General features: G+C 33.6%; 10 protein-coding genes. 1 reads left to right on the top strand and 9 read right to left on the bottom strand.

Going from position 1 to position 13,341, the window contains the following annotated elements; all coding sequences use genetic code 11:
* Positions 1–54: 54 nt before the first annotated feature.
* From ABJ974_RS02955 to ABJ974_RS02915, 9 genes are all read right to left on the bottom strand, one after another.
* Positions 55–645, bottom strand: a complete 591-nt coding sequence (locus ABJ974_RS02955) for a hypothetical protein (protein ID WP_419869898.1) — start codon at positions 643–645, stop codon at positions 55–57.
* 196 nt (positions 646–841) lie between these two features.
* Positions 842–1,117, bottom strand: a complete 276-nt coding sequence (locus tag ABJ974_RS02950; RefSeq protein ID WP_419869897.1) for a hypothetical protein — start codon at positions 1,115–1,117, stop codon at positions 842–844.
* 62 nt (positions 1,118–1,179) lie between these two features.
* Positions 1,180–2,163 carry a hypothetical protein gene (locus ABJ974_RS02945; RefSeq protein WP_419869896.1) on the bottom strand — a complete coding sequence of 328 codons (984 nt, stop codon included), beginning with the start codon at positions 2,161–2,163 and terminating at the stop codon, positions 1,180–1,182.
* A 507-nt stretch (positions 2,164–2,670) separates the two neighbouring features.
* On the bottom strand, positions 2,671–2,949 hold the full coding sequence (locus tag ABJ974_RS02940) for a helix-turn-helix transcriptional regulator (RefSeq protein WP_419869895.1): 279 nt from the start codon (positions 2,947–2,949) through the stop codon (positions 2,671–2,673).
* 108 nt (positions 2,950–3,057) lie between these two features.
* Positions 3,058–3,849, bottom strand: coding sequence for a hypothetical protein (locus ABJ974_RS02935; protein ID WP_419869894.1), 792 nt, complete (start codon positions 3,847–3,849; stop codon positions 3,058–3,060).
* A 481-nt stretch (positions 3,850–4,330) separates the two neighbouring features.
* The gene (locus ABJ974_RS02930; protein ID WP_419869893.1) at positions 4,331–4,741 is read right to left on the bottom strand and encodes a hypothetical protein; all 411 of its coding nucleotides are present in this window, start codon (positions 4,739–4,741) and stop codon (positions 4,331–4,333) included.
* Between the two features lie 6 nt (positions 4,742–4,747).
* The gene (locus ABJ974_RS02925) at positions 4,748–8,410 is read right to left on the bottom strand and encodes a DUF6443 domain-containing protein (RefSeq protein WP_419869892.1); all 3,663 of its coding nucleotides are present in this window, start codon (positions 8,408–8,410) and stop codon (positions 4,748–4,750) included.
* 9 nt (positions 8,411–8,419) lie between these two features.
* On the bottom strand, positions 8,420–11,254 hold the full coding sequence (locus ABJ974_RS02920; RefSeq protein WP_419869891.1) for a hypothetical protein: 2,835 nt from the start codon (positions 11,252–11,254) through the stop codon (positions 8,420–8,422).
* A 13-nt stretch (positions 11,255–11,267) separates the two neighbouring features.
* Positions 11,268–12,788 carry a T9SS type A sorting domain-containing protein gene (locus tag ABJ974_RS02915; RefSeq protein WP_419869890.1) on the bottom strand — a complete coding sequence of 507 codons (1,521 nt, stop codon included), beginning with the start codon at positions 12,786–12,788 and terminating at the stop codon, positions 11,268–11,270.
* 299 nt (positions 12,789–13,087) lie between these two features.
* Here ABJ974_RS02915 and ABJ974_RS02910 point away from each other — a divergent pair, with 299 nt between their 5' ends.
* Complete coding sequence (locus ABJ974_RS02910) at positions 13,088–13,330, top strand: helix-turn-helix domain-containing protein (RefSeq protein ID WP_419869889.1); 243 nt, start codon at positions 13,088–13,090, stop codon at positions 13,328–13,330.
* Positions 13,331–13,341 lie beyond the last annotated feature (11 nt).

The raw sequence follows: 13,341 nt of genomic DNA, 5'->3' as shown, positions 1-13,341 counted from the left end.
ATAATCATAGAATCAGCTTTTTTTTCTTTTAGTTAATCCTTAAATAAAAATAGTCTACGTTAATAAGAGCTTTTCAATATCTCCAAAAGTAAGAGTTTTTCGAGAGTTTAACCTTCTCATTAATTTCAGATATTTCTTAGTAGGCTTTCCTTTATAAAACTTCTTAAAATGCTTTTTATACACCTCTTCATAAATCTTATCATCCAAATAAGAACCAAATACATTTTCCCACTCTCTCCACTTTTTAGAATGTAGCTGTTTTTCGTAATATAAATCATTAAAAGCCGTCCTATGCAAAAAATAACCACTATTTAAATGTAATTTTCTACAAATTTTCTTCGTACTCGGACAAACAAAAAACCATAATAAACCCTTTCCAAGATTTGAAGGTCGTGTTATTAACCTTACTCTATAATTAATCTTTTGTGAATCATTATAAATATAATCAAAAGTAATTGAACCATCCGTTTCTGTAGTTTCTATAACAACATTAATTGAACTTACTCTTTCTCCATTCTTATTGGTCCAGAAAACATTTCTATTAAGAGATACATTTGGCTGTAAATAACCCAACTTCTTTAAATCCAAAATTGTGATAACTTTCAAGCTCTCTACCTCATCAGGATTATTACTCCATCTTCCCATAGTTTTATCTTTTTATTTTAATAATTAGTTGGTTCTTAGTCTATATGAAATCTAACTTAAATTATTGCATCTCCTTTTCAGCTTAAAAAAATAACCTAAATTTCTAAGGAACTTCACACTTATTTCAGGTTACCCATCTATAAACCTTTTATTCATAAGGCTTACACGCATTTTAAAACATTTCTTAAATTGCCTACTATTCTATATCTTCTTCAATAAAATCAAAGTCTAACAATTCAGAGCTATAATCCCAATTTTCTAATAAGTAAGGTATATCCACGTTTATATCTGGCAGTTCCAATTCAGGGAAATTTATATCAAGTTCCTTTAATTCTATATTTAGCTTGTAGAAATCTAACTCGGGTATATCAATAATAAAATCTAATATTCTTAAAAAGTTAAAATCATATTCTTCATTATCTATATTTTGAGTCTTATTTCTCTTTGAAACCCTCTTTTTCACCTTCTTCAATTTTAGATGGTCATTTTTGGACTTTTCGACCCTATATCTGAATGGTCAAAAAGTCTAAATTTTTAATTTTCGATTTCACAGAAATTGTTGAACGAAAAGTCTAAACTTTTTTCTCCCAGCTTTTCTATCTTCTGCTGTATTAATTCCAAAATCTGCCCCTTTACATTTTGAGAATATTTCAAGGTCATTTCCTGAAACTTATTCTTATGATAATATTTATCTTTTTTGTTGAGGTTAATCCAGTAGTTGGGGTTACGATAATCTTTGAGTCTATTGATTTCCGTTTTTCTCATCTTAGTCTCATCTGTAGTGTAGTCGTAAAAATAAACTTCTTTAAATTCTTTTAATAAAAGCATTTGAAACTGATTTACTATTTCTGGTTTAATTAGATCTGAGAGAGATACAACGCCCAAATTATTGAGTATATTCATTTTCAAAAACTTTATCTCAAACCGTAAAGTATTAGGCAGTAATTGTTTGTTGATAATATTCTTTGAAGAAATAACTCCTTTATTTTTATCTATAGTTATGAAAATTTGATTATGTGTATACTTCTTTAGTTTCTTTTCATACTGTACTGTCTTATTGTAAATTTTTATGATATAGTCTCTTTTAGCAGATTGGTAATAGAAAGATCCAGAAATAGTTTTGTTGAATTCTACTGATCGATGGAACAACAAATTCTGTAGTATTTTATTGGGATCAAATGGTAATTGGATATTAACTCCTATTTCTATATTTTCTAATCTGCAATATTGTGGATTTAAGCCTAATTCTATTTCAAGATCATGTAATGCTGAAGAAAAGTTTTTCATATCAAAATCATTCCCATTAAAATCCATACGATTAAAGAATTTATGAATACTACCCTTAACAATAATACGGTCAGAAGGATATTTTATGATTTGTATTCCGAAATATTCCCCTACTTTTTTGTTATCCGTTTCTCCTGTTTCATTATTCACGGAAATAATAAAATCAGTCCTATCCATGGGAAGCATATAATTTTTATCCGTATAATGAAATTTCACAAAGTCGATTGGCATAATTTCTTAATCTTTGTAAGACAAGAGATGTAAATCATTGTCAGGGTTAAACAGTAGGAAAGAATGTGAATTTCTGTATATATTTTTTATAAAAGTATACTTTGGATTATTTCTATTATCTTTTCTTTGGACTCGGTTTTTACATGCAAACAAAAGCTAGGAAAAATGTAAAGTTTGATATTATGATTCTCCTTTGATGAGGAGATAATACATAGAGTTTTTATATCATCTGCAAATACATTAGCGTAATAGAAATCTTTGATTCCTACTGGTTTTAAACTAAGTATTGTACATGCATACCAATTGGATTTATCATGCAATCTCAAAAGATTATTACATCCACTAAAAGTATTGTATCCGTTGTTCTTTTCAATACGAATCAAGTCGGGCAATAGATTTTCTTTTGTCTGTTTTCTATATTGTCGGAAAGTCTTTTTGACTTCATCCAAATGATAAATAATTGTACAATGATTCAAAGAATTTTTAGAAACTGGCATAACAGAAAATTTAATCGTTAAGGATCATGGCATTTTCTATTTCATCCAGCCTGTAATAGACCCGGGAACCAAGTTTATAGGATTTGAGTATTCCACGTTTACGCCATTCGTGAATCGTGGGCTTGGTTACTCCAAAACGTTCGCAAATGTCATCTGCGGAAAGATAACGCTTAGGTTCATTTTCTCTGAAGGTTTTCTCCAGATCTGTAAGTAAGGAGTCTTTTACTTTACTTACAATTTCATTGATGAGGTTTTCAGGTTCTATCCCGATAAAGTTTATGGTTTCCATTGTAATGTGGTTTTGCTTGTTTCACAATACAAAGGTTTAAAATATAATTACCCTATTTTACTGTTTAGGGGTAAATTAAGGGTACAGTCGGGGTCCATTTCTATTTAATTAAAGCTTTTTCTCATTAATATATCTTTGTGCAAATTCTTTATGTTTTTTAGTAATTTGCTTTTGGGACAAGCTGCCCTTTCCAATTAGAGAAAGACAATATTTTTTTACATTATCCTCATTACCTCCTACAATAGCATGAATGATCCTATAAATATTTTCTTTATTAGGAACTGTATTATTTAATTCACTAATAAGGTTTAATGAATTCAATATAGCTATTCTGATTGGAATATGATTATCATTAGGAGAAACTATAAAATCACGATTAGCAAACTTAATGAAGAACAGGTAATCTCTATACAATATAAACCCAACTAATTTTTGACTAAAATCTACTATTAAATTTAAAGCTGCCTTTTTATCACTTGATTCTTCTGAGTAATAAAAATAATACATAAAATCAAATATTGGATCTTTTTCATCAAAAGCAAGTTCTTTCTGGCAAAGCACTACGTACTGAGAAAACTTTTCCAATAACATTTTACTTTGAAAAAATATCTTTTCATTATTCTCATTCATCCCATATTCCAAACCATCAAAAATAGCTAGAAATGAATCAGTAAGAGAAAAGGCACCAAACATAAACTCCTGTATTTCAACTAGTGTTTTTAAAACAGTATCTTCTTCAATAGGTTCATCATTTTTCAAAGCTCCTAAAAATTGTTGCATAGTAATATTTACACTTTCCTCTAGATCATTTATAAGTGTAGATTCATACGATAATATCATATAAAGAGTGAAATCTCTTTCTAATTCATCTAATTTTTCCTGATAATTTTCTGCTTCCATGGTTAATATCTTTATAAAATCTAAATTACATATTTTATAAAGATATATTTTATCATTTTAACAATATATCATCCAACCTACTAATATATTAGAACATGTAGAATATTTTCAAAAAAAATTATCGCTTCCAATTACTGCATTTATATTACCATAAAATAATTCAAATTTTGATTTAGCATATTTATATGTTATTTCTATTTTTTCCATTTCTTCATTATATTGATAAAACAGAAAGAATATTTTCATCTTGCATAGGCAAAACCTCATCAAATCATGCTTTACAGACTGCAAAAACATTAGGGAGATTGCACAACAAAAAATATCCTGAAGATATTTTATTATATTTACGGTTAACAAGTCTTGAATAAAAAAAGGAAGTGTTTATTCACTCCCTTTTCTATTTATTGTTTACCTCTAAATATTTTATTTCATGTCTTACGCATCATTGATAGCATAATTATAGAGAATTTCAACTATTTCTTCATTCCTCACTTTGGAATAAGATTTCATCATGTTTTAAATTTAAATTTAAATTTAAAATACGATCTTGATTTCCCCATTTATTTTCACCTATTAAAACGCCCCCGGCAATTATATAATATTTTCTATCCCCCGATATTATTTCAAATACTTTCATATCATACTTCAGAAAATCTTTATTAATCTCTTCAGGCAATTCTTCCATCATAATTTCTTTAATACTTAACTCGTAAAGTATTGAAGGAATATTTATATATCTCACTGCCCAAAACTCAAGATCAATATTATATGAAGTTGGATCTGAATACTCTTCTTGATCTGGATATTTCATCTCACTGCGAATAAGTAAGGAAGAATGGCTCACTATATAAGCCCATAATTTAAACGTACGGTTAGATTTAAATACTTTCATAATTTGTTAATAGCCAAAAGGTGAATAATTTGATAATATTTCATACTTACTACCTGCTTTTCTATAGAAGATAGTTTTGTTTAAAAGATTTGGATTATTGAATATTGTATGCATTTCCCAATTAGTATAATTTTTAAAACTTAATGGTTTAAGAGGGTCAAATTTTGAAAATTGATATTTACTAAAACCTGTTACATTAAAATGTAGATTATCATATTTTCCCATAGCATTTAATATCTTATCCTCTTGAAAACCCGCAGAGAATGTTCTATAGGTATCAAAATTTTTAGACTTTGCAAAGACAAATAAATCGTCTCCTAATCCTAAAGCAAGATTACTTTCTGCTTTAGCTAATCCCGGTTTTCTCAATACTACTGCTCCTACAGTTCCAATAACTGCTGCTCCTGCTGCTAAATATTGATTCTCCGGCTCCCAAGTACTTATAACCTGGCCTCCAATATCAAATAAACCAGCTGGATCACCAGCCCCTCCAATCATCATTATTCCCCCATCATTACGAACTCCTGTTAATAAATCTGCATTAGCTCCTGCTTTTGATTGGAAATTCCAATTTGATGCAGACTGGCTAAGAGCATTGTACATTGCAAACTGGTTGAATAAATAATTACTCCCTTGATTCCATGTACTGCTATTCCCTTGTCCGGTAAACTGGATTCCTGGTAAATTTATAATTCCGGCAATATATCCTCCAATTCCTCCTCCTTCATTTAAACTTAAATAGTTTCCGCTATATCCTACATTAACCCCGTCACTGCTGGTAAAACTTCCTCCTACATTCCCCCAGCTGGTGTCCTGTCCTCCAGGAGATGAATTCCAAACAGCCGTTAAAAATCCTTGTGAAAGTCTTCCGTCAGGATCTATAAACGATAATGGATTATTCAGCACATAAGCATACGGACTCGAAGAATGATAGCTCTCAGAAAGCTGGTCCATACCATTCCATCTTCCCAAATCAGGCATATACTGTCTCCACCCGTAGTCCAGACTTCCATTAGCCTGTAACTCCTTACCGTTGTAAAGATACTTAAAACTATTATTACTTATATCCTCCGTATTATATCCCGCATGTTTCAGTCCAAAAGGATAGTAATTATTCTCTTCAAGTATTACTACTGCACCTAAGGAGTTTTTAGCATAAGAAATCCTGATATTCCCTAAATGGTCTTTGTATTGATAAACATATCTGTTATTTATAAAGTCATAATATCCTTCTTCGTTGGCTAAAATCGAAGTCACCACCGTTCCGGATGTTGTCTTATACTGGAAATTATCCAGGTAATCCGATACATCTGAATTTTTGGTCATCTGTAGCTTCATTCCGTCAGCCGCATACACATAGCTAAAAGAGTTTTGTGCCTCAGAGCCGGTTATCGACGAAGGAAGATTAAGAACATTGTAGGATATATTGGTAATCTGCCTATCCAGATGATCTTTCATATTCCCATTACTGTCATACTTAATACTCTGCCCTTTGCCTGCTGCTAAAGGATAACCGCTTAATCCATTTCCTTTTCCTGTTTCTTCAATATAACTCAGCTGGTTACCATTATTGGCATAGGTATATTTTAAATCGTCAATCACTTCGGCCGCTCCGTTTACGGCAGAGCCTGTTCTCCTGAGAAAGGAGATATTACCATTCAAATCATACTCTATAACTTCACTGTATTCTTTTGAATATGGGTTGGTCGAATTTTGGAAAAAACCTGCACGTAGACGATTAGTTCCATCATATACATAACCGTACCTTCTTAAAGGCTCATTTGCTCCGTAGGCCGTTTTCCAGTCTACTTCCGCAATACTTCCATTGTATTTGGGCTTTACAGGAAGTGTGGGATAAGAGTTATTGGGAATTTCTGCTCCTTCTACCGAATTATACTTAATTCTCGTAGCAAATAATTTAGTCCCCAGGTTATTGATATTAGCAGCGTTTATTCCCGTAAGCCATCCCTGAATATTGTAGCTATAATCTATACTCTGGATGCCGTTCCCGACTTTCTTATTAATAATTCTACCCAAGTCATCATAAGCATATTCGGATAAAAGTTCCTCTGCATTAGTATTGATCTTCTGATAATGTTTCAGCAATAATTTTTGGGTACTGTACTCATATCTATCTTTAACAGTGATTTCAGTGGTAGCAGTTTTCCTGGAATGATAGGTATAAGATTCTTGTACATTTCCTGAAAAATCTAAAAGAGCTTCAGTTTTGGTAAATCCGCCTAAGTGGTTCTTACCGTATGTTCCAATAATTCTTCCCAGTCTGTCATACCAGATTACTGAGGATGTCCAGCTGTCATTTTCTATGTTTTTGGTATAACTTACCGTAGGGAGAGACTTCGTACTTCTTACAGAGGTTAAGCTATTGGAAGTAACTGATGTCGGAACAGAGGTTAAAGTGACCTGCCCCTGGATTTGAGAAGGCTGTGTAGGAGATCCCGTGGGATAATCATCATAGTAATTAACGCTTAGCAACTGAGACACTGTAGTGGGTCCTGCAACTTTAGAATAATAAACAGGCATTCCATTGAGTGTAAAAGAAACAGATGAACTTCTGGTTTCATACAAATTAGCATTGGCGTTGATATTGGATTGAACCGTGGCTCTTGCTGTAGAGTTATTGGATATTCCCGTATAGACAACTCTCCCGAACTGATCATATTTGATAAACAGCCACTGTCCTAATGCTCTTAGATTGGCATCCTGGCTCATAACAAGCTGGCTCGATTTATCATAAACCATATATTCCCAACCTTTCTCGGGGAGTTTCTTCTCTACCTGTCTATTGTATTTATCATATTTATACTGATAACAAAGTGAAGACAGTTTACCCAAAAGTTCAGTTATAGTGGCAGAAACAGCAGCTTTCGGAGGGATTATGTAGGATAGGTTACCGAACTCATCATAAACATAGTAAGTATCAAGGTTTTCTATACTCCCATCATCTTTTTTATTAACCTGCCTTACCAGAATACTCTGATTACTTTCGTTGCTATATGTATGGGTTTCATTTCCTTCTTCATCTATTGATACTAATTTGAATAATGTATTGGCATTATAATAACCATTACTGGTGTAGCTGTCGTTCGGAGCCAATATGAGGGAAACGTCATTGATCTGCGTTCCGGAATTCCACGTAGTTACAGCTTTAAATTTTTTAACTACCCCGGCTTCATTAGATAAGTATTGTACTTTACGGGTATGGTTTCCATTGATCTGCCAGTCTGTTCCGGGTGTAGCCGATTTTTCTGCCCTGGCTAAGGGAGATTTTTCTAATGCGACTTCAGCATATGCATTTGCTACTCCATAATAAGTATTGACAGCATTTTCATTAACATTGGAAAGATAGCTTCCGTTCTGGGTATTTACTGGCAGAGGAAGATAAGATTTGGTTTGTCTTCCACTGTTGTCATATACAGAAGGAGCCGCAATATCCTTTCCGGAAGGAGATCCCTTGATAAGAATACTTTGAGTATTTCTTCCCAATCCGTCAAAATACTGTACACTCTGTACCTGCATCGCATTGGGATTATCAGTAGTTACGGCTTCAAGGTAAGTCCTGCTGTAAATATAGTTTTCTGATTGGGTTAGATTCTGTGAATAGAACAAAACCACAACGAGTAAGTTAATTAGTGTTACTATTTTTTTCATGATGTGTTTCTATGGTTGTGGTTTTACATTATAGTGATAGTTCTTAAGGATATTCCCATTGACATCCAGGACATATTGCAGCCTGTTGCTGCTATCATATTTATATATCTCTCTCATTCCATCCGGTGTTGTACGGGTAGTAATTCCTATCATTGGATTATAGGTTTGAGTGGTAATCTGGAAATTCTTCAATGAAGCATGGGTCCTAAATGCATCTAAAGACTGTATTAATGCTTTTTCTGTATTTTCATCCCCATCAGCATTGGATTTTGTAATAATATCTGATGCCAGGGTTCCAATATCACTAATGGTTGCACCTTCTATTTTGGCAATGGGATAAGTATCATTATACCCCCAAATAAGTGTTGTCGGAAATCCTTTTCCGGATGCTTCATCCGATACGGCGCTAAATTGTCTGATATTACCTTTTGCATCATAGGCATCATATTTTAGTACGGTCTTAATACTGTTATCATTAGGATTTATAGAAATTAATGAGGTGGGAAGAAGACTGTTATTATCAAATTTTACCTGGGAATTTGAAATTACTTTTCCGTTCTTTTTACTTATAGTTTGGACTGGCTCCGAAATAATATGGGCATTTTCAAGATGAGAATATCCGGCTGTTCCCGGTGCATATATAATCTGTTTCTCCATTATATCACCACTTGCGGTAGTTTCTTTGATATATGAAGGGGAAAGGTTTGACTTACTGATTAAGGATTCGCTCCTGGTTTCCAATGAAGCACCATTCTGCCGGAAATTTTTGGTACTTGTATTTACCCTTTTTATATAGGCAGTTCTGGAAGTTATTTTCTTATTGACGTTATATTGGTCATTAAAATAATCTTCCAGCTCATAAGTATAATTTTCTGAACCCTGTATTACATTTTGCTCATTGTATATTTCTTTACGAAGAATCATACCTCCGCGGGAGACATTATAATTCGGCCAGAAATATTCAGGCTCTAATGCCGTTCCTCCCGTTTGCTGTTTAGGATAGTCATCAGGATTTAAGAAAACATATTTAGTGTAGCCGTTTTGCGTTTCAGATACTTTAACATTTTTATACATTGTATACTTGTCATTGGATGTATCCTCATCTTCATCTATAAACTGATAACCACTTGTACTGTTGATCAAATCAAAAGAATCGTATTCATAATTGATTGTTTTGATAGGATTGGTATCAGCTGCGGAGATATAATTTTTAGTACTCTTAAGTCTGTAATCACCCGTCTTTATAGCATTCCTGTAAGGCTGAGGTCGAAATTTTGTTTCAAGTATTCCGTATGTTCCGTTAACACTTACCCCTGCATCAAGAACCATTTCAAGAGTATAACTTCCGGGAGTGTTGTAAAATTCTATATTCTCATTGTATGTATAAGCATTTTGTGTAAAAGTCCACAGAACTTTAGTACCTTTTTTTAAAGTGTACTTGGCATCTCGGGATACTGTAGGTTTAGGCATACCCGGTAATGTTGGAAGTTCCGGAAGAGAACCTTCACTGGAATAGCTTTTATTGAGAGCCAGCTGAAGAATATATCTTTTCTGTTTGGATGTATCTCCGGAAATAGAAAAGGGATAACTTAACGTTTGCTGAACCAGAGTCTTTTCGATATTAGCTGTATGGGTAAATAAAGACTGTTCAAACTGAATATCAGGATTATATCCATAATTTTCCAGGCTCGCAAGATAATTGGGATCATTAAAATCAAAAAACTGTTCTCCTTTTTCATATTCATAACTACTAACCCCTCCCTGTGGGAAAACAATCTTCTCCAGTACACCGGGAGCTGTAGAGGTCGCGGAAGAATAAATAAAACTTGTTCGTTCTTTGTTTGTTTTATTTCTGTCTTGCTTCTCAATATAATTGAGTATTCTTTTTCTCTTTAATACGTCAGCATCAGATGACATACTATAGTTAAAGGAGTAGGAATTGATGATTTCCCCTAAAGAATTTTTCACGATTACATTTTGAAGGCTGTAGGGATCATTTACTGAAGAAATCAGATTTTCATCATAGGAATACTCTAAAGCTATTTCACCATAACTGCTATGAATACTATTAAGGCGGTAAGTTTCATAAACACGGTCATTTCCCATGTATTTGTCCTTTTTATCATAATTGAAAGTCATAATAACCACCCCTGACGGATTTCTTATCTCGGAAAGTAAATAAGCCGAATGATATTCAATTCCTAATAAAGTATCGGCAAACTGGTATCGGTTAATATTTACAGTGTTAAAAATATACTTATACCCTTTTCCATCAGTAATAGTGAAGTTTTTAACTTTAAGGGTTGCCGTAGTATTTTCTTTTTCATAGCTTATCCCTAAGTTGTCAGCACTTAGTTTTAAGGTCGTAAATGTATTGTTAACCGTATCTCTTTTAATCATAAACTTCCCCGAGTAACCGGGAAGGTTATAATAATAAATATCATCAAATTCATTTTTGCGATAATTGGAGGAACTTGCATTATCATAAGATTCATCTACCAATTTATTCACCACTTTCTTATAGATAACACCTCCCGCATTAAAAATCCAGCCACCTCCTACATCCGAAACAGTTCGTGACTTACGAAAACTGTTAGCGTTATATAGCAGCCCTAAGGAAATACCAAAATTATCACTTGCGGAAAGAGAGCTCACAGGAAACTGAATAGATGGCATTCCGGTAGGTAAGGAAACCGGAACATCCGCATTTTTAGACATAGCAGCCATGGATGGTGATGCTATAGGCTGGGTTACCATATCAAGGGTCTGAGCCTTCATATGTTCCAAACCTGAAAATAAAAAGAGTGGTAGTAACAGAAGAGTTACATAATTATATTTTTTCATTATTTTCTCGTGTTTATTTTTTTATAAGTTTCGCATTAGCGGTTTTGCCTGTATCGGTATTAATCACCACCAGATAAGCTCCCTGGATCAAAGAGCGAGTGTTCAGCTTCGTAACCTTATTCTTCGTCTTTAAGCTTTGAAGCTGCCTTCCACTCATATCATAAAGATGGATCTCAGCTTCCTTAAACTCATAACCGATTTCAATATAGGTGTAATCTGATACCGGATTGGGATAAATCTTAATATCCTGCTTCTCTATCAGCTGATCAATCTGCTTATCTCCAAGCTTCACAATCTTCCAGTTCTCCCTGCCTAGTTCCTCGGCACTTGTTCCCGCTAAAATTATAGAACCATCTCTATTGAGTTTAATATCTGATAACCGTTCCTCCTTCTTTCTAGATTCTCCCTTCACATGCTTTCTCCACTGCTCTTCTCCTCTATCGTTCAGGTATAGCATCCAGAACGTTTCATCACCTTCCTCTATCCTTCCTTCTGCCTGAGTATAGCCTCCCAATAAAATTCCTTTGGTTTTATCTTCTCCTGTGTTAATTGTGCTCATTCCCATCAGTACATCCCGGTTTTTAAAACTATAAGACTTTTGCCATAAATCTTCACCTTTGTCATTTAAGGATAGTAACCATAAGTCCGTTCCTTCTTCTATCCCTACACTTTTGTTTCCTGATCTCTCTGATCTGGATTCTCCTCCTACTATATAACCTGTTGATGTTAAAGCCAAGGTTTTTAGATGATCATCTCCACTGCCACCATAGTTCTTCTCCCATTCTACTTTACCGTCTTTGCTTAACTTTACAAGCCAGTAATCTCCTTCTCCGTAGTTCTCTGTTTTCTTTCCTTCTGAAATCCCGCTTCTTGAATACATTCCTAGTAAAACACCTCCGTCTCTTGTGGGGATCATCTTCTCTACTTCATCCAATCCTCTCCCTCCTAATATAAGCTGGGATAATTCTTTTCCATCTTTATCCAGTCTGATTACCCAAACATCTTTGGAACCATAACCTTTGGAAGAGTTCTGGATACTTCCCGCCACTACATAGCCTAAATCTGTAGTCTGAACTACTGCTCTGGCTTCTTCATCTGAACTTGTTCCTAACGTCTTCTGCCATAATTCATCGCCATGGTCACTAAGCTTGATCAGCCAAATGTCTGAACCACCTTTAGATTCTTCTTTCTTATCTGAATTTTTGGAAGAGAAGGAAGTTCCTGCTACCAAAAAGCCGCCCTCCTGGGTAGCTACGGTTGCTGATAGAAAATCATGATTGTTCCCTGAGAAATATTTTTCCCAGACCCGTTCTCCCTGCTGATTGAGTTTGATTAAATGGAAATCATAACCGTTATTCTGCTTACCGCCCTGAATAACACTTCCCGAGATTAAATACTGCTGATCGATGGTCGTAGTTACCTGGCTTAAAAAATCCTGAGTATTGGATTTGATGTCTTTCTGCCAGACTACCTGCTGTGAATATACCACAGCCGTAGTACATAGAAATAATGCACTCATGTAGAGTTTTTTCATTCATCTTAGTGTTTAATGGTTAATACTTATCTTTTTATGGTTTCAAATTTAACTTTTTTTAGCAATTATTAACTACATATTAAGAAAAGTTAAATTGAATTTTATCAATTTATAATTTTTCATTATTGCAAATCTATTTATGCAAGGTGACAAAACCTGTCGTGTTAGAATTTTGAATACAAATTTTCCTCAAATATAAATTATTTCTCACAAAAAAGACGCTAATTAGATACATCTTTTTAGTGGTAACATAAGAAGAGGTTATTTATAAGATTTGTAGTCTCCAAGTAAGACTAAAAATGAATAAAGATTTTTCTAAAGAAGAAGTATTAAAAAAGTTGGGTGAAAGAATAAAATCCTTACGAATTAAAAAAGGATATTCCAGTTATGAATATTTTGCATATGAACATAATATCTCCCGAGCACAATTCGGAAGATATGAAAGAGGTGAAGATTTAAGATTCAGCACGCTTATCAAAGTAATTAAAGCTTTTGATATGACTATAGAAGAGTTTTTTTCAGAAGGATTTGAGGAAAAATAAAGACCTCAATT

Origin of the sequence: Chryseobacterium sp. CT-SW4 (genome assembly GCF_048572715.1) — a bacterium.
In the GTDB taxonomy this organism is placed as follows: domain Bacteria; phylum Bacteroidota; class Bacteroidia; order Flavobacteriales; family Weeksellaceae; genus Chryseobacterium.
The sequence above is the reverse complement of the archived record's forward strand: the minus strand, read 5'-3'. Positions and strand labels throughout refer to the sequence as shown.

What these genes read in the sequence shown, in the direction of transcription:
- ABJ974_RS02955 (WP_419869898.1), bottom strand. Translation starts at nt 645, where the DNA reads ATGGGAAGATGGAGTAATAATCCTGATGAGGTAGAGAGCTTGAAAGTT.
- ABJ974_RS02945 (WP_419869896.1), bottom strand. Translation starts at nt 2,163, where the DNA reads ATGCCAATCGACTTTGTGAAATTTCATTATACGGATAAAAATTATATG.
- ABJ974_RS02940 (WP_419869895.1), bottom strand. Translation starts at nt 2,949, where the DNA reads ATGGAAACCATAAACTTTATCGGGATAGAACCTGAAAACCTCATCAAT.
- ABJ974_RS02935 (WP_419869894.1), bottom strand. Translation starts at nt 3,849, where the DNA reads ATGGAAGCAGAAAATTATCAGGAAAAATTAGATGAATTAGAAAGAGAT.
- ABJ974_RS02930 (WP_419869893.1), bottom strand. Translation starts at nt 4,741, where the DNA reads ATGAAAGTATTTAAATCTAACCGTACGTTTAAATTATGGGCTTATATA.
- ABJ974_RS02925 (WP_419869892.1), bottom strand. Translation starts at nt 8,410, where the DNA reads ATGAAAAAAATAGTAACACTAATTAACTTACTCGTTGTGGTTTTGTTC.
- ABJ974_RS02920 (WP_419869891.1), bottom strand. Translation starts at nt 11,254, where the DNA reads ATGAAAAAATATAATTATGTAACTCTTCTGTTACTACCACTCTTTTTA.
- ABJ974_RS02915 (WP_419869890.1), bottom strand. Translation starts at nt 12,788, where the DNA reads ATGAAAAAACTCTACATGAGTGCATTATTTCTATGTACTACGGCTGTG.
- ABJ974_RS02910 (WP_419869889.1), top strand. Translation starts at nt 13,088, where the DNA reads ATGAATAAAGATTTTTCTAAAGAAGAAGTATTAAAAAAGTTGGGTGAA.